This window comes from Streptomyces spinosus (assembly GCF_020400655.1).
GTDB classification, from domain to species: domain Bacteria; phylum Actinomycetota; class Actinomycetes; order Streptomycetales; family Streptomycetaceae; genus Streptomyces; species Streptomyces argyrophylli.
Map to the genome: position 1 here is coordinate 31,904 of NZ_JAINRC010000020.1, position 22,184 is coordinate 54,087.

Below are 22,184 nucleotides of genomic sequence, written 5' to 3' on the forward strand. Positions count from 1 at the left end.
GCGGCGTCCCCTCCTGTGCGAGGGGTTTTTTCGTTTCTTTGGATGTCACAGCCGCAGGCAGAGACGATCGATGGAGCTTTGAGGATCATGAGCGAGACGAACCCCGCTGCCACCGCCGCGTCGGCGGAGGCCGCGCCGCACCGCTACACGGCCGCCATGGCAGCCGAGATCGAGGCACGCTGGCAGGACTTCTGGGACGCGGACGGCACCTACGCGGCGGCGAACCCCACGGGCGACCTGGCGGGGGATCCGGAGCTGGTCGCCAAGCCCAAGAAGTTCATCATGGACATGTTCCCGTACCCCTCCGGTGCGGGCCTGCACGTCGGCCACCCGCTGGGCTACATCGCCACCGACGTCTACGCCCGGTTCCAGCGCATGACCGGCCACAACGTCCTGCACACCCTGGGCTTCGACGCCTTCGGCCTGCCCGCCGAGCAGCACGCCGTCACGACCGGCGAGCACCCGCGGATCACCACCGAGGCCGCCATCAACAACATGAAGTCCCAGCTGCGCCGGCTGGGTCTGGGCCACGACAAGCGCCGGTCGTTCGCCACGATCGACCCGGACTACTACAAGTGGACCCAGTGGATCTTCCTGCAGATCTTCAACTCCTGGTACGACGAGGAGGCGCGCAAGGCCCGCCCGATCTCCGAGCTGATCGCGCAGTTCGAGTCCGGTGAGCGCGCGATTCCGGGCACCACGCGCGCGTGGGACGAGCTGACCGCCACCGAGCGCGCCGACGTCCTGGGCGAGTACCGGCTGGCCTACGCCTCCGACGCGCCGGTCAACTGGTGCCCGGGCCTGGGCACCGTGCTGGCCAACGAGGAGGTCACCGCCGACGGCCGCTCCGAGCGCGGCAACTTCCCGGTCTTCAAGGCCAAGCTGCGCCAGTGGAACATGCGCATCACCGCCTACGCCGACCGGCTGCTGGAGGACCTGGAGGAGCTGGACTGGCCCGAGGCCATCAAGCTGCAGCAGCGCAACTGGATCGGCCGCAGCGAGGGCGCCCGCGTCGACTTCCCGATCGACGGCGAGCGCATCACCGTCTTCACCACCCGCCCGGACACCCTGTTCGGCGCGACCTACATGGTGCTGGCGCCCGAGCACCCGCTGGTCGAGAAGTTCACCCCGCAGGCGTGGCCCGAGGGCACGCACGAGGTGTGGACCGGCGGCCACGCCACCCCGGCCGAGGCCGTCGCCGCCTACCGCGCCCAGGCCGCCTCGAAGTCCGACGTCGAGCGGCAGGCCGAGGCCAAGGACAAGACGGGCGTCTTCACCGGCGCGTACGCGACCAACCCGGTCAACGGCGAGCAGGTCCCGGTCTTCATCGCCGACTACGTCCTGATGGGCTACGGCACCGGCGCGATCATGGCCGTGCCCGCCCACGACAGTCGCGACTTCGCCTTCGCGCGCGCCTTCGAACTGCCGATCCGCTGCGTGGTCGAGCCGACCGACGGCCGTGGCACCGACGCGTCCACCTGGGACGACGCCTTCGTCTCCTACGACGCGAAGATCGTCAACTCCGACAGCGACGACGTGCGGCTGAACGGCCTGGGCGTGGTCGAGGCCAAGGCGCGCATCACCGAGTGGCTGGAGCGCGAGGGCATCGGCGAGGGCACCGTCAACTTCCGGCTGCGCGACTGGCTGTTCAGCCGCCAGCGCTACTGGGGCGAGCCCTTCCCGATCGTCTACGACGAGGACGGCGTCGCCCACGCGCTGCCCGAGTCGATGCTGCCGCTGGAGCTGCCCGAGATCGAGGACTACAGCCCGCGCACCTTCGACCCGGACGACGCCGACACCAAGCCCGAGACGCCGCTGTCGCGCAACGAGGAATGGGTCAACGTCACCCTGGACCTGGGCGACGGCCCCAGGAAGTACCGCCGCGAGACCAACACCATGCCCAACTGGGCCGGTTCCTGCTGGTACGAGTTCCGCTACCTGGACCCGCACAACGACCGCAAGCTGGTCGACCCGGAGATCGAGCGGTACTGGATGGGCCCGCGCGAGGGCCGGCCGCACGGCGGTGTCGACCTGTACGTCGGCGGCGCCGAGCACGCCGTGCTGCACCTGCTGTACGCGCGCTTCTGGTCCAAGGTGCTGTACGACCTGGGGCACGTCTCCTCCGCGGAGCCGTTCCACAAGCTGTTCAACCAGGGCATGATCCAGGCCTACGTCTACCGTGACAGCCGTGGCATCGCGGTGCCGGCCGCCGAGGTGGAGGAGCGCGACGGCGCCTACTACTGCCAGGGCGAGAAGGTCAGCCGGCTGCTGGGCAAGATGGGCAAGTCCCTGAAGAACGCGGTGACTCCGGACGAGATCGCCGCCGAGTACGGCGCCGACACGCTGCGGCTGTACGAGATGGCCATGGGCCCGCTGGACGTCTCCCGCCCGTGGGACACGCGCGCGGTGGTCGGCCAGTTCCGGCTGCTGCAGCGGCTGTGGCGCAACGTCGTCGACGAGAACACCGGCGAGGTCACCGTCACCGACGCCGAGCCCGACGAGGAGACCCTGCGCGCCCTGCACAAGGCGATCGACGGCGTGCGCCAGGACCTGGAGGGCCTGCGCTTCAACACCGCCATCGCCAAGGTCACCGAGCTGAACAACCACCTGACCAAGGCCGGCGCCGCCGTGCCGCGGTCCGTGGCCGAGCCGCTGGTGCTGATGGTCGCCCCGCTGGCCCCGCACATCGCCGAGGAGCTGTGGCGCAAGCTGGGTCACACCGACTCGGTCGTCCACCAGGACTTCCCGGTGGCCGACCCGGCCTACGTCGTGGACGAGACCGTGACCTGTGTCGTGCAGATCAAGGGCAAGGTCAAGGCCCGGCTGGAGGTGCCGCCCACCATCTCCGCGGAGGACCTGGAGAAGGTGGCGCTGGCCGACGAGAAGGTCGTCGCGGCGCTGGACGGCGCGGGCATCCGCAAGGTGATCGTGCGGGCGCCGAAGCTGGTCAACATCGTTCCGGCGTGACGAGCGGGGGTCTTCTCACCGGCTCGGGGTAGTCCCCTACGGGCAGGTTCGGGGTTCTTCCGGAACTCCGGACCTGCCCGCTGCGTTTACCGTGGAGAGCACAGCGGCTCGTGCCGCACCGGCCGGAGGAGGAGCGCCATGGAAGTCGTGCTGACCGTGTTCGCCCTGCTCTTCCTGCTGTTCGTCGCCCTGGGCGCGTACGCCACGGTCAAGGCGGTCGGCGCCGCCAAGCGCGGCGTGGACCGGACCATCGCACAGGCCCGCCGCACCGTCGAGGACCACACCCTGCGCGCCAAGTCCTTCGCGCAGACCGGACCCGCCGGTGAGATCGCCCAGCTGCGGCTCGCGCTGCGCACGTCCATGCGCGCCACACAGGACGCGCTGCACGCGGGCGTCGCCGAGGACGAGTCGCTGAAGGAGTCCCTCGGCCTCTTCGAACGGCTCAGCGCGCACGGACACGAGCTGGACGCCGACCTCAAGCGTCTGGAGTCCGAGCCGGACCGGGCCACGCTCACCGCGCGCCTGCCCGAACTGCGCGACCGCACCGAGCGGATCACCAAGTCCGCGGACTCCCTGCGCTGGGCCGTCCGAGACCGGGCCCGCCGCTTCGCCGACGACGATCTGGGCACCCTCAGCGCGCAGATCCACGTCGAAGCGGATGCCCTGCGCCACTGGACGCGGTCCGAGCCCGGCCAGGCACCCCCGCCGTGGCCCGACGCGCCCGCCACGGCCGATCGCCAGACCACCGAACAGACCTGGCCCCAGGCGCCCGGGGCTTCCGCGGCCGAGGGCCCGGCTCCCGAGGCGATCGCTCCGCCGTCCTGGCGCCCCACCGCCCCCTGGCAGAAGAAGCGCCGCCCCGAAAGCACCACATGAGCGACCCGGACCCGGGCCGTGGGGCAGGGGCCGGGCTGCCGAGTGAGCACTACGCCAGGTAACCTCCAGCACATGTCCCGCCATGTCGCGATCGTCACCGATTCAACGGCCTACCTGCCGCCCCGGGCGATGGAGCGTCACGGCATCACCGCGGTCCCGCTGACCGTGGTCCTCGGCGACCAGGCCCTGGAAGAGGGCACCGAGATCTCGACCCGCTCCCTGGCCCAGTCACTGCAGAAGCGACGCCCCGTCACCACCTCCCGCCCCAGCCCCCAAGTGTTCGCGGAGACCTACCGCAAGGTCGCCGATTCCGGCGCGTGCGGCATCGTCTCCCTGCACCTGTCCGCGGAACTGTCCGGCACCTACGACGCGGCGGTCCTGGCCGCGCGCGAGGCACCGGTGCCCGTTCGGGTGGTGGACACCGGAATGGTCGCGATGGCGCTCGGTTTCTGCGCGCTCGCCGCGGCCCAGGCCGCGGAAGCGGGCGGCACGCTGGACGAAGCCGTGACGGCCGCCGAGAAGCGCGCCGGCGGCACGTCCGCCTTCTTCTACGTCGACACCCTCGACTACCTGCGCCGCGGCGGCCGTATCGGTGCCGCGCAGGCACTGCTGGGCTCCGCGCTCGCCGTCAAACCCCTGCTCCAGCTGGACGGAGGCCGCATCGACCTGCTGGAGAAGGTCCGTACGGCGTCCAGGGCGATCGCGCGCCTGGAGGAGCTGGCCGCCGAGCGGGCGGGCGGCGCCGAGGTCGACATCGCCGTCCACCACCTCGCCGCCCCCGACCGTGCCGCCGCGCTCGCCGACCGGCTGCGGGCGCGCATCCCGGGCCTGGCGGACCTGCACGTCAGCGAGGTCGGAGCGGTCATCGGGGCGCACACCGGACCCGGGCTGCTGGGCGCGGTCGTCTCGCCCCGCTGACAGGGGCGGCAACCTGAGTACGGCCCGTTCCGCCGAGGCGAGGGCCGACCGGCTTCACTCGTGTGAGTGACGGAGTTTTCCACAACCTGACGGCCTTCCACGGGAATTCACCAAGATCATCGCGACCGGGCGGAATGCCCCATCCTCGTCGCATGACACTTCGCTCACGCCCACGCACAGCAACCGCGACCAGCGGCCCCGGCCGTGACCCCGCCTCCGACGGCCGGGCCCGGCAGCGCCACTCCACCGGCCGCCGCCCTGCCCACCGTCGTCCGTCCGCACCGGCGGAGGAACTGCGCCGCCGAGCGGAACTCCTCTTCGGTGAACGGGCCGTGCAGTGGCGGGAGTCGGGAAACGCGCCGCCGGCCCCGGACGGCACCGGGAACACACCGACGGCGACGGTGACCGGCCTCGCACCCGGCCTGAGTGCGCGCTCGGGCTCCAGGCGGACGGTGACAGCGGCCACGTCGGCGTCCGGCTGGAGCGGAGAGCGGGCCGCGACTGTCGCCGCGCCCGAGCCGGGCGGTGCGATGCGGTCGCCGGAGCCTGCCCTCGAGCCCGAGCCCGAGCCCGCGCCCGCGCCCCCGCCGGAACAGGAGCCCGTGCCGACGGGGCCCCGGGCCCCGGGCTGGCGGGAGCGGGCCGGGCTGGCACTGCGCGAGCGGATGCCGGTGTGGCTCCAGACCCGGTATGGGATGGAGCGGCGGGGAGCCGTGGCGCTCGCCGTGGTTCTCCTGGCCGCCGCTGTCTTCGCCGTGCAGCACTTCTGGGCGGGCCGGCCCCAGCAGGTGAGCCCCCCTCAGGTGGTACGTGCCCAGGCGCCCTTCGCCAAGAAGGGAGAGGGAGCGACCGCCGGACCGGCCGCGAGCACGCCGGCGACACCGGGCGCGGAGATCGTCGTGGACATCAGCGGCAAGGTCCGCGAGCCGGGGATCCGCCGGCTGCCGGCCGGCGCCCGGGTGGCCGACGCGCTGCGGGCGGCGGGCGGGGTCCGGCCGGGCGTGAGCACGGAAGGACTGAACCGCGCCCGCTTCCTCGTCGACGGGGAACAGGTCGTCGTCGGCGCCCCCGCCGGGGCCGCCGCTCAGCCCGCCACGGCAGGAGGGTCGCTCACCGGATCCGCCGGCACGGGCCCGCCGGCACCGGTCCCCCTGAACACGGCCACGGTGGACCAGCTCGACACCCTGCCCGGAGTCGGCCCGGTACTGGCCCAGCACATCATCGACTACCGCACCCAGCACGGCGGTTTCCGCTCGGTGGACGAACTACGCGAGGTCAACGGCATCGGCGACCGCCGGTTTTCCGACCTGCGCGACCTGGTACGGCCATGAGCCGCGTACTCGACGGGACCGGACCGCGCTCCGCGCCCGAGGAGGACGGCACCGCGCGCACCGGCCGGAGCGGTCCCATGGACCTGCGCCTGGTACCGCCCGCACTCGCGGCCTGGGCCACTGCGGCCCTGACCGTGGACGCACCGGGGGCCTGGACCGCGGTGACCGCCGCCGTCTGCCTGGTCGGAGGGGTGCTCCTGCTGTCGGTGCGGCGGCCGGGAAGAGCGGGCGGGGCGAGCGGGGCCGGACGGGCAGAGTCGAACCCGCCGGCGGACGCGGTTGGTGCTCCTCGCACGGCGTCGACAGGGACGGCGTCGACAGCGGCGGCGTCGACAGGGACGGCGGTGACAGCGGCGGCGTCGACAGGGACGGCGGTGACAGGGACGGGGGTGGCAGGGACGGCGGTGGCAGGGGCGGCGGTGACGTTGCCGGCCGTTAGGGGGACCGCCCTGAGGAGGACCGCCCTGAGGGGGACGGCAGCGTCGGGAACGGCAGCGTCGGGAACGGCGGTGCCGGACACGGCGCTGACCTGGCCGGGCCGCCGGGCGGAGCGGCACCACGGGGCGGAGCGGACTCACCGGGCTCTGTGGGCAGCGCGGGCCCGCTGCGTACGCGCTCGGTTCGAATGGGCGCGTGCCGCCATCGCCGCGGTGTTGCTCTGTGCCGCCGCGGCAGCTGCCTCCGCAGGGCTGCACGGGGCCGATGTGCGGCGCGGGCCGCTGCCCGACCTGGCCCGGCGGTTCGCGACCGTGACCGCCGAGGTCGAACTGAGCGGCGATCCCCGGCTGAGCAGGCCGCACGTGCGCGGTGATCACGCGGCACCCGTGGCGGTGCTGGCCCCGGCTGAGGTGCGGAGCGTCGAGGAGGCCGACGGACGACGTGCGCGGACGCGGACCCCCGTGCTGCTGATCGTCGACCCGGACGTCCCGGCACCGCTGGAGAGCATCGCGGCGAGCCGCGGTTCCCGGCCGCCACCGGACCGCGCCGGACAGAGCGCGCCGGCTGGGCGAGCCTCCTGGCTCGGTGTGCTGCCGTCCACGCGGCTGCGGGTGACAGGGCGGCTGGCGCCCGGGCTGAGCGGCGGTGACCGGATCGCGGCCGTGCTGCGGGTGCGCGGCCGTCCGGAGCCGCGGATCGTGGCCGGGCCGAGCGGGCCGCAACGTCTGGCGGGGCGGCTCCGGGCCGGCCTGCGGGAAGCGACCGAAGACCTGCCGGGTGACGCGCGGGCACTGCTGCCAGGGCTGGTCGTCGGGGACACCTCGCGGATCACGCCCGAGCTGGACCATGCCTTCGAGGAGACGGACCTGGCGCACACGCTCGCCGTCTCCGGCAGCAACCTCACCGTCCTGCTCGCACTGCTCATCGGACCGCCCGGCCTGGCTCAACGCGCCGAACGCCGTGGCCTGGCGCCACGCCTGGGCCTCTCCCTGCGTGCGACGGCCCTGCTGGCGGGAGCGCTGACACTGGGCTTCGTGGTCGTCTGCCGACCCGACCCCAGCGTGTTGCGGGCCGCCGCCTGCGGCGCGGTCGCGCTGCTCGCCCTGGCCACCGGGCGCCGTAGATCACTGGTGCCGGCATTGGCCACGGCCGTCCTGCTGCTGGTGCTCTACGACCCGTGGCTGGCCCGCGGTTACGGCTTCCTGCTGTCCGTACTGGCCACCGGTGCGCTACTGGTGCTGGCGCCGGGCTGGAGCGAGGCGTTGCGGCGGCGCGGGGTACGCCCGCGGCTCGCCGAGGCGCTGGCGACGGCCGCCGCCGCGCAGGTCGCGTGCGCGCCCGTCGTGGCGGTGCTGTCGGCAAGGGTGAGCCTGGTGGCGGTGCCGTGCAACCTGCTGGCCGAGGTGGCGGTGGCGCCGGCGACGGTCCTCGGGTTCGCGGCGCTCGCGGCGGCGCCGGTGGCGATGCCGGTGGCCGAGGTGCTGGCGTGGTGCGCGAGTTGGCCGGCCCGGTGGATCGCCGGTGTCGCCCGGACCGGGGCGGCACTGCCCGGCGCGGGAGTGGACTGGCCCGGGAGCTGGACGGGAGCGTTGGCGCTGGCGGTGGTCACCGTGGCCGTCGTCCTGGCCGGCCGGAGACTGCTGCGGCACCCGGGGTGGTGCGGACTGCTCGGAGTGCTGCTCGTGCTGCTGGTGACGCGGCCGGCGCCGCTGACCCGGGTGATCACGGGCTGGCCACCACCGGGCTGGCGGTTCGCGATGTGCGATGTCGGCCAGGGCGACGCCACCGTGCTGGCGGCGGGCGAGGGCGCCGGCGTGGTGGTGGACGCCGGACCCGATCCGGTGCTGGTCGACGACTGCCTGCGACGGCTGGGCATCACGCGTGTCCCCCTCCTCGTCCTCACCCACTTCCACGCCGACCATGTGGCGGGCCTGCCCGGCGTGCTGCGGGGCCGCGCGGTGGCCGCGATCGAGACCACGGCGTTCGCGGAACCCCCGGAGCAGGCGGAGTTCGTCCGAAGAGAGGCGGCCGAGCGGCACATCCCGGTCACGTCCGCCGTCGTCGGAGAGGAACGGCGCACCGGACCGCTCACCTGGCGGGTGCTGTGGCCGCCACCGCCATCATCGCCACAGCCACAGCCACAGCCACAGCCACAGCCACAGCCACAGCCACAGCCACAGCCACCGCCAGAGCCACAGCCCTCGCCCCTGCCACCGTCCTCGCCACCGCAGAGACCGCGCGTACCCCAGCCATGGCAGGGCGCGGGTGCCGGGTGGGAGCCGGAGGGTCCGAACGACGCCAGTGTCGTACTGCTCGTGCGCACGGGCGGGCTGCGGCTGTTGTTGCTCGGAGACCTAGAACCCCCCGCCCAGCAGGCGCTGGTGCGGTCCCCGGCGGCGGCCGAGCTGGCCGGAGTGGACGTCCTGAAGGTGGCCCATCACGGCTCGGCCTATCAGGAGCCGGAGCTGATGCGCCTCGCGGCACCCCGGGTGGCGCTGGTGTCCGCGGGCGTGGGAAACCCCTACGGTCACCCGGCTCCGGTGACCATGGCCGCGCTGCGGGCCGGCGGCACGGTGGTCCTGCGCACCGACCGTGACGGGGCGCTCGCGGTCACCGGGACCGGAGGGAGGAACGGGCGGATAGGGGTGGCGAGAGAGGACTGACGAGGACGAGAGAGGACTGACGAGGACGAGAGAGGACTGACGAGGAAGGCGGACACAGGGGCGACGGGCACAGGGAAAGGGGGGCGGGAAGGGCCGGACCCAGCGGGAAGGGAGACGCCCCCGCTCAGTGAGGACGAGCGGAGGCTGGAGCAGACTGGGCCCATGACCTCGTTACAGATCGACGCCTACCTCCGCCGGCTCGGCCTCACACACCCGCCGCGGCCCACCAGCGAGACGCTGCGCGAGTTGCACCTGCGCCATCTGCGGACCGTTCCCTTCGAGAACCTGTCGGTCCACCTCGGGGAGGAGATCACCCTGGAGGAGAAGCGGCTGCTGGACAAGGTGACCGAGGTCCGGCGGGGCGGCTTCTGCTATGAACTGAACGGCGCGTTCGGGACGTTGCTCGCCGCCCTCGGCTACGAGGTCGAACTGCTCGCCGGACGGGTGTACGGCGACGAGGGGCGGCTCGGGATCCCTCACGACCATCTGGCGCTGCGGGTGCGGACGGCGGAGGGGGACACCTGGCTCGCCGACGTCGGGTTCGGGACGCACAGCCACTGGCCGCTCGCCTATGCGGAACGCGGGGAGCAGGACGACCCCGGTGGAAGTTTCCGGGTGGTGGACGCCGGTCCGGATCCGGCCGGGGCGCGTGGTGGTGCCGGGCCGGGCACCGGGGACCTGGACGTCGTGCGGGACGGCACGCCGCAGTACCGGCTGGAGACCCGCCCCCGAGCGCTCGGGGACTTCGCGGCCGGCGCATGGTGGCACAGCACGTCGCCGCGGTCGCACTTCACCCGGTCGCTGGTCTGTTCGCGGCTCACGCAGGACGGGGAGAGGATCACGCTCAGCGGGCGCAGGCTGAAGACGACCACCGTGGACGGCACGCAGGAGACGCGGGAGCTGGAGACGGACGAAGAGATGCTGGCGGTCTACCGGGAGTGCTTCGGCATCGAGTTGAGCCGTGTGCCGACGGTGCGCGATCCCGGCCGACCGTGACGTCGTCCCGGTGCGGCTCGGTGGCCCGGCAAGCGGCCCACGCCTCGCCCTCCATGCCGTCGCCGGGCCCGGGGTACTCGGTGCCGAGCATGACCGCGCGGGTGACGCCGTGCACCGCGCGGGTCACGCCGTGCAGCGACAGCGTTCCCGTGACCGCCCACCGGTTCCCGCCCTTGTACACGAACCGGTCATCGTGAAACTCGGCCGGGTGGCGGGGAGACCGGGACTGCGCCGAAACGCTGACGCGCACCGGGTGCCGTGCGCAACCCCCGGGGGCTGCCGCGTCGCAACTCCCGGGAGCTGACGCGCGTCGCAACTCCCTGGAGCTGACGTGTGCCGTATGCCCAGGGGCCGACGCACGGAGCGTGAGCGCGCCGGCGGGCTGCCGTGGGGAGCGCCCTGTCCGGGCAGAGCATCGGCGCCCGTCCCGCTTGCCCCGGACCGACCTGCCCCTTCTTCTCTGTCGTGGTGCCGGAGAATGGCCCCGTGAGTGATGTGAGACATGTGCTGGTGCTGCCGGATCGCGACGCCGCCGAGGAGGCGGCCGAGGCGCTCGGGGGGCGGTTCGGCATCGACGAGGAACCCCGGCTGGTCCGGGACGCGCTGGCCGGCGAGGACGACGCCGAGGACGCCCAGTGGCTGGTGGTGCTGCGGGACGAGGACGAGCGGCTCGACCCCGCCGAGCTGGACGCGTTCGCGGGGGAGTGGGACGGCTGGCGCGAGGAGCCCTGAGCCCGTGCCCGGCGCGCCGCTCGCGTCGGGGCCGGCCCCGAACCGTGCTCAGGGTCCGCTCCGGGCCCGGTCAGGGTGCCGGGAGCGCTTCGTTGTCAGTGCCGCGTGGGATGCTTTCAGTGATGGCCAGGAAGACTGCGAATGACGACCCTCTCGCCCCGGTGACCCTTGCCGTGGGCCAGGAGGACCTCCTGCTCGACCGTGCCGTGCGGGAGGTGGTGGCCGCCGCCAAGGCCGCCGACGCCGACACGGACGTACGTGACCTGACCCCGGACCAGCTGCAGCCCGGCACGCTCGCCGAGCTGACCAGCCCGTCGCTCTTCGCCGAGCGCAAGGTCGTGGTCGTACGCAACGCGCAGGACCTGTCCGCCGACACGGTCAAGGACGTGAAGGCGTACCTCGGTTCGCCCGCCGAGGAGATCACGCTGGTGCTGCTGCACGCCGGCGGCGCCAAGGGCAAGGGGCTGCTGGACGCCGCGCGCAAGGCGGGGGCGCGGGAGGTGGCCTGCCCGAAGATGACCAAGCCGGCGGACCGGCTGGCCTTCGTGCGGGGGGAGTTCCGTTCGTCCGGGCGGTCGGCCACGCCCGAGGCGTGCCAGACGCTCTGCGACGCCATCGGGAGCGATCTGCGGGAGCTGGCCTCGGCGGTCTCTCAGTTGGTCGCCGACGTGGAAGGGACGATCGACGAGGCAGTCGTCCGGCGGTACTACACCGGGCGTGCCGAGGCGTCCAGCTTCACGGTCGCCGACCGGGCCGTGGAGGGCCGGACGGCGGAGGCGCTGGAGGCGCTCAGATGGTCGCTGGCGACGGGCGTGGCACCGGTGATGATCACCAGCGCGCTGGCGCAGGGCGTGCGGGCGATCGGGAAGCTGTCCTCGGCCCGGGGCGGCCGGCCGGCCGACCTGGCGCGTGAGCTGGGCATGCCTCCGTGGAAGATCGACCGGGTCCGGCAGCAGATGCGGGGCTGGACGCCGGACGGGGTCGCGGTGGCGCTCAGGGCGGTCGCCGAGGCGGACGCCGGAGTGAAGGGGGGCGGGGACGATCCCGAGTACGCGTTGGAGAAGGCGGTCGTGACGATCGCCCGGGCCGCCCGCTCCCGCGGACGCGGGTAGCCGGCGCCGGGACCGGGCGCCGCACGGAAGGAGTGCGGAGAGGGGCGACCAGCCCTTGGGCCGCACCCCGAACACCCCGCCCGCTTCCGGGCACGCGGGCCGGTCTCAGCACACCTTGGCCTGGTCTCAGGACACCGTGGCCTGCTCTCAGGACACCCTCGCCCGGTCTCAGGACACCCTCGCCCGGTCTCAGGACCCTGACCCGATCTCAGGACCCTGACCCGGTCTCAGGACCCTGGCCCGGTCTCAGGACACCCTCGCCCGGTCTCAAGGGTGTTCTTCAGACGGCAGACAACCGAAAACCCCGGTCCCCGCCCTGGGGAAGGGCGAGGGGACCGGGGTCCTCGGTTCAAGCTGGTGAGCCCGTTCCCGCGTGGCGAACGCAGGCCGCGAACAGGCTCGGGGTGCCGGGCGGGAGCGGATGAGAGAGGGCCCGCTCTGGGTCCTTCCGGCGGTCAGATCAGAAAGGAGTTCAGCCCTTGAGGGACGCGACCTTGGAAGCAAGCGCCGACTTCTTGTTGGCGGCCTGGTTCTTGTGGATGACGCCCTTCGAGACGGCCTTGTCGAGCGCACGCGCGGCAGCGCGCTGCAGCTCGGTGGCCTTCTCGACGTCACCCGCGGCAGCGGCCTCGCGGGCCTTGCGGATCGCGGTCTTCAGGGAGGACTTGACGGCCTTGTTGCGCAGCCGGGCCTTCTCGTTGGTCTTGATCCGCTTGATCTGGGACTTGATGTTCGCCACGAAGGAGCCTTTTCAGGTTCAGGCGCGGGGCCGCGTGGGTCCCGTGCCGGTGATCCAAAATTATTTGCCGTGCCTCGCGCTGAGAGGGCATGAGGCACAGCCATCTACAGTACCAGTGGCCCTCCGGACGGCCCAAAACGGCCCCCGGTCCCTGCGCGTGGGACCATGGAGACTACGTAACGATCCGACCCGAGGCATAAGGCGCCTCAAGAGACAGGACCCTGCGTGCCCGCGACCCCTAACCATGTGCCCGAGCCGAGCCGTACCGACCCGGCTCTGATCCGCAATTTCTGCATCATCGCGCACATCGACCACGGCAAGTCCACCCTCGCCGACCGGATGCTCCAGCTGACCGGTGTGGTCGAGCAGCGGCAGATGCGTGCTCAGTACCTCGACCGGATGGACATCGAGCGCGAGCGCGGCATCACGATCAAGTCCCAGGCGGTGCGGCTGCCCTGGGCCCCGACCGAGGGCCCCGACCAGGGCACGACCCACATCCTCAACATGATCGACACCCCGGGGCACGTCGACTTCACCTACGAGGTCTCGCGGTCGCTCGCCGCCTGCGAGGGGACCATCCTCCTCGTCGACGCCGCCCAGGGCATCGAGGCGCAGACCCTCGCCAACCTCTACCTGGCGATGGAGAACGACCTCACGATCATCCCGGTGCTGAACAAGATCGACCTGCCGGCCGCCCAGCCGGAGAAGTTCGCCGAGGAGCTGGCGAACCTGGTCGGCTGTGACCCGGAGGACGTGCTCAAGGTCTCCGCGAAGACCGGGCTCGGCGTGGACGCGCTGCTGAACAAGGTCGTCAAGGAGATCCCGGCGCCGGTCGGGGTCGCCGACGCGCCCGCCCGCGCGATGATCTTCGACTCGGTCTACGACTCCTACCGCGGTGTCGTGACGTACGTCCGTGTCATCGACGGTCAGCTCAACAGGCGCGAACGCATCAGGATGATGTCGACCGGCGCCACGCACGAGCTGCTGGAGATCGGCGTCAACTCGCCCGAGATGCTGCCGGCGGACGGCCTGGGCGTGGGTGAGGTGGGTTACCTCATCACCGGCGTGAAGGACGTCCGGCAGTCGAAGGTCGGTGACACCGTCACCAGCCAGAACAAGGGCGCGACGGAGGCGCTCGGCGGTTACAAGGACCCGAAGCCGATGGTCTTCTCGGGTCTGTACCCGCTGGACGGCTCCGACTACCCGGAGCTGCGCGAGGCACTGGACAAGCTCCAGCTCAACGACGCCGCGCTGGTCTACGAGCCGGAGACCTCCGCGGCCCTCGGCTTCGGCTTCCGCGTCGGCTTCCTCGGCCTGCTGCACCTGGACGTGATCCGGGAGCGGCTGGAGCGGGAGTTCGGTCTCGACCTGATCGCCACCGCCCCCAACGTGGTCTACCGCGTGATCATGGAGGACGGCACCGAGGCCACCGTCACCAACCCGAGCGAGTTCCCCGAGGGGAAGATCGCCGAGGTGTACGAGCCGGTCGTGCGGGCGACGATCCTCGCGCCCACCGAGTTCATCGGCGCGATCATGGAGCTGTGCCAGACCCGGCGCGGCACGCTGCTCGGCATGGACTACCTCTCGGAGGACCGGGTCGAGATCCGCTACACGCTCCCGCTCGCGGAGATCGTGTTCGACTTCTTCGACCAGCTGAAGTCCAAGACGCGCGGCTACGCCTCGCTGGACTACGAGCCCACGGGCGAGCAGTCGAGCAGCCTCGTCAAGGTCGACATCCTGCTGCACGGCGACAAGGTGGACGCGTTCTCGGCGATCACCCACAAGGACCAGGCGTACGCGTACGGCGTGCGGCTCGTCGCCAAGCTCAAGGAGCTGATCCCGCGGCAGAACTTCGAGGTGCCGGTGCAGGCCGCCATCGGCTCCCGGGTGATCGCCCGCGAGACCATCCGCGCCATCCGCAAGGACGTCCTCGCCAAGTGCTACGGCGGTGACATCTCCCGTAAGCGGAAGCTGCTGGAGAAGCAGAAGGAAGGCAAGAAGCGGATGAAGATGGTGGGTTCCGTGGAGGTTCCGCAGGAAGCCTTCATCGCCGTGCTGTCCAGCGATGACAGCGCGGGGTCGGCCAAGAGCAAGAAGTAACCGGGGGTAACTGCCGGCGACGTCCGTAATCCGGGCATGTGGGGGCCCGTCGTGCGAAAGTGCGGCGGGCCCTACGCGTGCGTAACGTCGCTCTGAGTGGAAAGTGACAGGCCGAGGCCCCTTACGCAGCGGGCGGTCGCCCCTTACCCTGATCCCTGCTCGATAGTTACTCGCGAGTTAAACAACAGACCGATACCCCACCGTGAGTTAACCCAGCCGCACCGAGTCAGCCGCACCGTCGCGGGCCCCCGGAGGATGTCGTGAGCGACACACAGACCCTGATCGAGAACCGTCCGCCGTCCGTGGCGGCCCTCTTCCTGGAGCGCGTGGCGGCGACACCCGACGCCGAGGCCTACCGCTACCCCGTCCCGCCGTCCGCCGGGCAGGGCCCCGACGACTGGGAGTCGCTCAGCTGGGCGCAGGCGGCCGACCGGGTGTACGCCATCGCGGCCGGGCTCATCGACCTGGGCGTGGAGCCCGAGCAGCGGGTGGCGCTCGCCTCCTCCACCCGTGTCGAGTGGATCCTCGCCGACCTCGGCATCATGTGCGCCGGCGGTGCCACCACCACCGTCTACCCGCAGACCAACGCCGACGAGTCCGCGTTCATCCTCTCCGACTCCCAGAGCCGGGTGCTGATCGCCGAGGACGCCGCCCAGCTCGCCAAGGCCGTCGAGAAGCGCGCCGAGCTGCCGGACCTGACGAAGGTCGTCGTCATCGACCCGGCCGGCGTGGAGACGGACGACTGGGTGATCACCCTCGCCGAGCTGGAGCGGCGCGGCGCCGCCTACCTGGAGCAGCACCCGCAGCTGATCAAGGAGCGGGTCGGCGCGATCACCAAGGACCAGCTCGCCACCCTCATCTACACCTCCGGCACCACCGGCCGCCCCAAGGGCGTGCGGCTCCCGCACGACAACTGGGCCTACATGGCGAAGGCCATCGCCGCGACCGGCCTGGTGACCATGGACGACGTGCAGTACCTGTGGCTGCCGCTCGCGCACGTCTTCGGCAAGGTGCTCACCTCCGGACAGATCGAGGTCGGGCACGTCACCGCCGTGGACGGGCGGGTCGACAAGATCATCGAGAACCTGCCCGTGGTGCGGCCGACGTACATGGCGGCCGTCCCCCGGATCTTCGAGAAGGTCTACAACGGCGTCGCGGCCAAGGCCCGCGAGGGCGGCGCGGCCAAGTACAGGATCTTCCAGTGGGCCGCCGAGGTCGCCCGCGAGTACGCCAAGGCCAGCCAGGACAACTTCCGGCGCACCGGCACCGCCTCCGCGCCGTTCGGTCTCGCCGCCAAGCACAAGGTCGCCGACACCCTCGTCTACGGCAAGCTCCGCGAGGCCTTCGGCGGCCGGCTGCGGGCCTGTGTCTCCGGAGCCTCCGCGCTCTCCCCGGAGATCGGCTACTTCTTCGCCGGCGCCGGCATCCACATCCTGGAGGGCTACGGCCTCACCGAGACCTCCGCGGCCTCCTTCGTCAACCCCGGCGAGGCCTACCGCACCGGCACGGTCGGCAAGCCGCTGCCCGGCACCGAGGTCCGTATCGCCGACGACGGCGAGATCCTGCTGCGCGGCCCCGGCGTCATGGAGGGCTACCACAAGCTGCCCGAGAAGACCGCCGAGGTGCTGGAGTCCGACGGCTGGTTCCACACCGGGGACATCGGTGAGCTGTCGCCCGACGGCTACCTGCGCATCACCGACCGCAAGAAGGACCTCATCAAGACCTCCGGCGGCAAGTACGTCGCCCCGGCGGAGGTCGAGGGGCAGTTCAAGGCGGTGTGCCCGTACGTCTCCAACATCCTCGTGCACGGGGCCGACCGGAACTACTGCACCGCCCTCATCGCCCTGGACGAGATCGCGATCCAGGAGTGGGCGAAGGAGAACGGTCTGGAGGGCAGGCCGTACGCCGAGATCGTCGCCGCGCCGCAGACGGTGGAGATGGTCGACGGGTACGTGCGGGAGCTCAACTCCGGTCTCCAGCGCTGGCAGACCATCAAGAAGTTCCGGCTGCTGCCGCGGGACCTCGACGTGGAGCACGGGGAGATCACGCCGAGCCTGAAGCTGAAGCGGCCGGTGGTGGAGCGGGAGTACAAGCACCTCATCGAGGAGATGTACGCGGGGACGAAGGAGGTGTAGCGCGATCCCTGTCGACGGGTTCCGCACCCCCATTCCTGCTCACCCGCGCCCGAAACGTTCCCTCTTCTGGCCACTTCGGTGACTCACCGCTTATAGCCGCCCCCCGTCTGTCACCCTGGCCGCATGGATATGGCGGCCATACCCACGCAGCGGGAGAGCGGCACGCAGCCCGGGGAGACGCGGGGGCGGGCCACGCTGCCCGGCAGTCCCCTCGCCCCGGGCTCCGCCCGCGCGCTCGTGCGGGCCGCGCTGGACGCGATGCCCGGGGTCTGCGCGCGGCTCGCCGACGACGCCATGGCCGTCGTCAGCGAGCTGGTCACCAACGCCGTCGTGCACGCCGGCACCGAGGTGCAGGTCGAGTGGCGGCTGGAGGACACCGGCGCGCTCGTGGTCGAGGTGCACGACCAGCACCCGTCCCGCGCCCCGCGGGACGCCACGAGCGGCGAGGGGCCGTACGACACCCCCGAGTACGGGCGCGGCCTGCGGCTCGTCGCCACGCTCGCCGAGTCGTGGGGCGTCACCTACCGCACCGGCGCCAAGACCGTCTGGGCGCGGCTGCCCCCGGGCGGCAGCGAGGCCCTGGACGGACCCGGCCCCGAGCCCGCCCTGGAGGTCGCCGAAGACCTCGCCCCGCAGCCGCACCGCGCCGAGGGCGACCGGGACTGGCTCGGCCGGGGCGCCCTGTCCTTCCTCGCCGAGGCCTCCGACCTGCTCGCCGGACAGCTGGACGAGAACCTGGTCGCCGCGCTCACCGGACAGCTGATCGTGCCCCGGCTCGCCGACTGGTGCGCGGTCTGGCTGGAGGACGAGGCGACCGTCCGGGGCGGCGCCGGCGGCGGACCCGCCCGGGTCTGGCACGCCAGCGAGGCCCGGATCGAGGAGCTGCGGTGTGCCCTGGAGAAGGAACCGCCGTGCCCGCCGGGCGGGCTGCGTTCCGGCCCCGAGCCCTACCCCTGGCCCGGCCACGCGCTCGGCCCGCAGGGCGCCGACGGGACGGCGCTGTCGTACCGGCTCATCGCGGGCGGCCGGCCGCTCGGCACCCTGGTCATCGGCCGGTGCGGGCTGACGGGCTTCCCGGACGAGATCACCGGGCTCGTGGAGGACCTCGGCCGCAGGGTGGCCCTGGCCATCGGCGCGGCCCGCCAGTACGCCCGCCAGGCCACCATCAGCGCCGTCCTCCAGCGCGGCCTGCTGCCCGGGGCCGTCGCCGAGATCCCCGGCGTGCGCAGCGCGCTCGTCTACGAGCCATGCGACAAGGGCGGCCCCAGCGGCGACTTCTACGACCTGTTCCCGGCGGGCGACGGCCGCTGGTGCTTCGCCGTCGGCGACGTCCAGGGCAAGGGCCCGGAGGCCGCCGTGGTGATCGGCCTCGCCCGCCCCTGGCTGCGCCTGCTGGCCCGCGAGGGCTACCGGGTCGCCGACGTCCTCGACCGCCTCAACCAGCTCCTCCTGGACGACGCCACCGAGGCCGCCGACGCCGCCGCCCGCGCCCTGGTCGCCGTCGGCGGCCGGCCGCTGGCCACCGGGGAGGGCCCGCAGACCCGCTTCCTCTCCCTCCTGTACGGCGAGCTGACGCCGTACGACGGCGGGGTCCGGTGCACCCTCGCCTCCGCAGGCCACCCGCTGCCGCTCGTCCTCAGCCCCGACGGCACCGTGCGCACCGCCGCCCGCCCGCAGACCCTGCTCGGCGTGGTCGAGGACGAGACCTACACCAGCGAGACCCTCGACCTGCGCCCCGGCGACAGCCTGCTCTGCGTCACGGACGGCGTGACCGAGCGGCGCTCCGGCACCCGCCAGTTCGACGACGGCGACGGTCTCGCCCGCGCCCTGTCCGGCTGCGCCGGGCTCGGCGCCGAGCTGATCGCCGAAAGGATCCGCCGCCTGGTCCACGACTTCGGCGGCGGCCTGCCCGAGGACGACCTGGCCCTGCTGGTGCTCCAGGCGGAGTAAGCCCCGCGGTGCTGGACAATGGAAGGCATGCCTTCCGCACTCCCCGACGGCGAGCCCGTCCCCACCGACGGCGCCCTGCCCGCCCACGCGCTCGCCGGGGCCGCCACCCGCCCGCTCGGTTTCTACCTGCACGTCCCGTACTGCGCGACCCGCTGCGGATACTGCGACTTCAACACCTACACCGCGACCGAGCTGCGCGGCACGGGCGGGGTGCTGGCCTCCCGCGACAACTACGCGGACACGCTGACCGAGGAGATCCGGCTGGCCCGGAAGGTGCTGGGCGACGACCCGCGCGAGGTCCGCACGGTGTTCGTCGGCGGCGGTACGCCGACACTGCTGGCCGCCGACGACCTCGTACGGATGCTGGGGGCGATCCGGGACGAGTTCGGGCTGGCGCCGGACGCGGAGATCACCACGGAGGCGAACCCGGAGTCCGTCGACCCCGCGTACCTCGCCACCCTCCGGGAGGGCGGCTTCAACCGGATCTCCTTCGGCATGCAGAGCGCCAGGCAGCACGTGCTGAGGATCCTGGACCGCACCCACACCCCCGGCCGCCCCGAGCGCTGCGTCGCGGAGGCGCGGGCGGCGGGCTTCGAGCACGTCAACCTCGACCTGATCTACGGCACGCCGGGGGAGAGCGACGACGACTGGCGGGCGTCCCTGGAGGCCGCCCTGGGCGCCGGCCCCGACCACATCAGCGCCTACGCGCTCATCGTGGAGGAGGGCACCCAGCTGGCCCGCCGGATCCGCCGGGGCGAGATCCCGATGACCGACGACGACGTCCACGCCGACCGGTACCTGATCGCCGAGGAGACGCTGAGCGCGGCGGGCTTCGACTGGTACGAGGTCTCCAACTGGGCCACCTCCGAGGCGGGCCGCTGCCTGCACAACGAGCTGTACTGGCGGGGCGCCGACTGGTGGGGCGCGGGCCCCGGGGCCCACTCGCACGTGGGCGGGGTCCGCTGGTGGAACGTCAAGCACCCGGGCGCCTACGCGGCGGCGCTGGCGTCGGGGAAGTCGCCGGGCGCGGGCCGGGAGCTGCTGTCCGACGAGGACCGGCGCGTGGAGCGCGTCCTGCTGGAGCTGCGGCTGCGGGAAGGGGTCCCGCTGTCCCTGCTGCGGGAGGAGGGGCTCGCGGCCTCCCGGCGCGCGCTGGCGGACGGTCTGCTTCAGGAGGCCCCGTACGAGGAGGGGCGGGCGGTGCTCACGCTGCGCGGGCGGCTGCTGGCGGACGCGGTGGTGCGGGACCTGGTGGACTGATCAACCCGGCGGGTGAACCCCCCGCTGACGAAGCCGGCGGGTCAGGGGGAGGACGCCGACTCTCTCGGCCAGGAGATCGTCAGGTTCGATGATCCGGTCCCGTTGGACGCTCTCGGGCTCGGACTCGGTACCAGCGAGTTCGGGACGTTGCCCGACGTCAGGCCCCACCGCTACCCGTGACGAAGTCGATCAGCTCCTCCACGCGCCCCAGCAGCTCCGGCTCCAGGTCCTTGTAGGAGCCCACCCGCTTCAGGATCGCCTGCCACACCGCCCCGGTGTTCTCCGCCGGCCAGCCCAGCGCCCGGCACACGCCCGTCTTCCAGTCCTGCCCCTTCGGCACCGCCGGCCACGCCTCGATGCCCAGCGACGCCGGCTTCACCGCCTGCCAGATGTCGATGAAGGGATGGCCGACCACGAGTGCGTGCTCGCTGGTCACCGACTGCGCGATGCGCCACTCCTTCGTCCCCGGCAGCAGGTGGTCCACCAGGACGCCCAGGCGGGCGTCGGGGCCCGGGGCGAAGGACTCCACGATCGACGGAAGGTCGTCCACGCCCTCCAGGTACTCCACGACCACGCCCTCGATCCGCAGGTCGTCGCCCCACACCTTCTCGACCAGCTCGGCGTCGTGCCGGCCCTCCACGTAGATGCGTCCGGCGCGGGCCACGCGCGCGCGTGCCTGGGGGACGGCGACCGAGCCCGACGCCGTACGGGCGGGACGTACCGGGGCCCCGGAGGCGGGGCGGACCAGCGTCACCACGCGGCCCTCCAGCAGGAAGCCGCGCGGCTCCAGCGGGAACACCCGGTGCTTGCCGAAGCGGTCCTCCAGGGTCACCGTGCCCGCCTCACAGCGGATCACCGCGCCGCAGAACCCGGTGCCGGGCTCCTCCACCACCAGACCCGGCTCGGCCGGGACCTCGGGGACGGGCTTCTGCTTCTTCCAGGGCGGGGTCAGGTCGGAGGAGTACACACGAGGGCGCGGGCCCGAGGGGCCCTCGTGGGAAGGGCGGTGGCGGGAGACGGGTGGGCGCATTCGGATGACGATAGGAGAAGCCGTACGCCGAGGCGTACGACACGCCGGAGCCCGCCGGGAAGAGCCGCTCAGATCACGCCGAACCGCGTTGCCAGGGCGTCGCGTTGACGCCGGACGAACCCCGCGTCCACCACCGCTCCGTGACCGGGCACGTACAGCGCGTCCTCGCCGCCGAGCGCCAGCAGCCGGTCCAGCGCGTCCGGCCAGCGGGACGGGACCGCGTCGGGGCCCGCCTGCGGTTCGCCGGACTCCTCCACCAGGTCGCCGCAGAACACCACCTCCGGATCGCCCGGGACCAGCACGGCCAGGTCGTGCGCCGTGTGGCCGGGGCCCACGTTGGCCAGCAGCGCCTGGCGGCCGTCGCCGAGGTCCAGCGTCCACTCGCCGGAGACCGCGTGGCGGGGCGGGACCAGCGCGTCCACCGCCTCGTCGGCGTCGGTCACCGGCAGTCCGTTGCGGATCGCGTCCAGCCGCAGCTCCGCGCGCTCGTACGCGAACACCGCGTCCAGCCCCACCGCCCCGTACGCCTCCGTCCCGGCGAGGGCGGCGGCGCCGAAGACGTGGTCGAAGTGGGGATGGGTGAGCGCGAGATGGGTCACACGGCCGCCCGCCAGCGCCTCGGCCTGTCCGCGCAGCCGGACCCCCTCCGCGAGGCTCGAACCGGCGTCCACGAGCAGGGCCGTGCCCTCCCCGAGGACCAGCCCCGCCGTGCAGTCCCAGCCCGGCAGCCGGCACCGGCCCACCCCCGCGGCCAGCCGCTCCCACCCCAGCTCTTCCCAAGTCACGGTCATACCCGCGACGCTAGCGGTACGAGCCGGTACGGCGGCCCGACCTTGCCCAGGGTGTACCCGGCAGCCGTACACTGGCCGGGGACCGCTGGCACTCGCATGGGTGGAGTGCCAGGCGGACGACCCGAGCGGACGAGGGGACGACGTGC

At 72.7% G+C, this 22,184-nt stretch carries 15 protein-coding genes and 1 pseudogene; 12 read left to right on the plus strand and 4 right to left on the minus strand.

What is annotated here, in order from left to right; translation table 11 throughout:
* Positions 1–87: 87 nt before the first annotated feature.
* The 6 genes from leuS (at position 88) to LG395_RS32685 (ending at position 10,189) form a co-directional block, all read left to right on the plus strand.
* Positions 88–2,967: a leucine--tRNA ligase gene (gene leuS / locus LG395_RS32660; protein WP_225812262.1), complete on the plus strand. Its 2,880-nt coding sequence runs from the start codon at positions 88–90 to the stop codon at positions 2,965–2,967.
* Between the two features lie 138 nt (positions 2,968–3,105).
* Complete coding sequence (locus LG395_RS32665; protein ID WP_225812263.1) at positions 3,106–3,843, plus strand: hypothetical protein; 738 nt, start codon at positions 3,106–3,108, stop codon at positions 3,841–3,843.
* A gap of 72 nt (positions 3,844–3,915) precedes the next feature.
* Positions 3,916–4,761 carry a DegV family protein gene (locus LG395_RS32670; RefSeq protein ID WP_225812264.1) on the plus strand — a complete coding sequence of 282 codons (846 nt, stop codon included), beginning with the start codon at positions 3,916–3,918 and terminating at the stop codon, positions 4,759–4,761.
* A 602-nt stretch (positions 4,762–5,363) separates the two neighbouring features.
* Positions 5,364–6,092 (plus strand): ComEA family DNA-binding protein, encoded by a 729-nt coding sequence (locus tag LG395_RS41775; protein WP_372463499.1) that lies wholly within the window; start codon positions 5,364–5,366, stop codon positions 6,090–6,092.
* A gap of 584 nt (positions 6,093–6,676) precedes the next feature.
* Positions 6,677–9,193: a ComEC/Rec2 family competence protein gene (locus LG395_RS32680; RefSeq protein WP_225812317.1), complete on the plus strand. Its 2,517-nt coding sequence runs from the start codon at positions 6,677–6,679 to the stop codon at positions 9,191–9,193.
* A 162-nt stretch (positions 9,194–9,355) separates the two neighbouring features.
* Entirely contained in the window at positions 9,356–10,189 is an 834-nt protein-coding gene (locus tag LG395_RS32685; RefSeq protein WP_225812266.1) for an arylamine N-acetyltransferase family protein, read from the plus strand.
* Here LG395_RS32685 and LG395_RS32690 read toward each other — a convergent pair.
* Positions 10,182–10,391: pseudogene (locus LG395_RS32690) on the minus strand (YceI family protein); the annotation flags it as partial. The gene LG395_RS32685 and the pseudogene LG395_RS32690 overlap by 8 nt on opposite strands.
* Positions 10,392–10,675: 284 nt before the next feature.
* On the opposite strand from LG395_RS32690, the gene LG395_RS32695 reads away from it, so the two are divergent.
* Complete coding sequence (locus LG395_RS32695) at positions 10,676–10,921, plus strand: hypothetical protein (RefSeq protein ID WP_171156455.1); 246 nt, start codon at positions 10,676–10,678, stop codon at positions 10,919–10,921.
* 122 nt (positions 10,922–11,043) lie between these two features.
* A complete protein-coding gene (gene holA / locus LG395_RS32700) occupies positions 11,044–12,033 on the plus strand; it encodes a DNA polymerase III subunit delta (RefSeq protein WP_212768282.1) in 990 nt (329 codons plus the stop codon).
* Between the two features lie 472 nt (positions 12,034–12,505).
* Here the strand turns inward: holA and rpsT are convergent, their stop codons facing one another.
* A complete protein-coding gene (gene rpsT, locus LG395_RS32705; RefSeq protein WP_004001350.1) occupies positions 12,506–12,772 on the minus strand; it encodes a 30S ribosomal protein S20 in 267 nt (88 codons plus the stop codon).
* Between the two features lie 225 nt (positions 12,773–12,997).
* On the opposite strand from rpsT, the gene lepA reads away from it, so the two are divergent.
* The 4 genes from lepA to hemW all read left to right on the plus strand — a co-directional run bounded on the left by lepA (position 12,998) and on the right by hemW (position 20,217).
* Entirely contained in the window at positions 12,998–14,872 is a 1,875-nt protein-coding gene (gene lepA, locus LG395_RS32710; protein WP_171156459.1) for a translation elongation factor 4, read from the plus strand.
* A gap of 260 nt (positions 14,873–15,132) precedes the next feature.
* A complete protein-coding gene (locus LG395_RS32715) occupies positions 15,133–17,007 on the plus strand; it encodes an AMP-dependent synthetase/ligase (protein WP_225812267.1) in 1,875 nt (624 codons plus the stop codon).
* A 129-nt stretch (positions 17,008–17,136) separates the two neighbouring features.
* Positions 17,137–18,957 carry an ATP-binding SpoIIE family protein phosphatase gene (locus tag LG395_RS32720; RefSeq protein ID WP_225812318.1) on the plus strand — a complete coding sequence of 607 codons (1,821 nt, stop codon included), beginning with the start codon at positions 17,137–17,139 and terminating at the stop codon, positions 18,955–18,957.
* A 27-nt stretch (positions 18,958–18,984) separates the two neighbouring features.
* On the plus strand, positions 18,985–20,217 hold the full coding sequence (gene hemW / locus LG395_RS32725) for a radical SAM family heme chaperone HemW (RefSeq protein WP_171156462.1): 1,233 nt from the start codon (positions 18,985–18,987) through the stop codon (positions 20,215–20,217).
* 157 nt (positions 20,218–20,374) lie between these two features.
* On the opposite strand, the gene LG395_RS32730 is transcribed toward hemW, so the two are convergent.
* Entirely contained in the window at positions 20,375–21,247 is an 873-nt protein-coding gene (locus tag LG395_RS32730; RefSeq protein ID WP_263983314.1) for a DUF3097 domain-containing protein, read from the minus strand.
* A gap of 68 nt (positions 21,248–21,315) precedes the next feature.
* Positions 21,316–22,038, minus strand: coding sequence for an MBL fold metallo-hydrolase (locus LG395_RS32735; protein WP_225812268.1), 723 nt, complete (start codon positions 22,036–22,038; stop codon positions 21,316–21,318).
* Between the last annotated feature and the right edge of the window lie 146 nt (positions 22,039–22,184).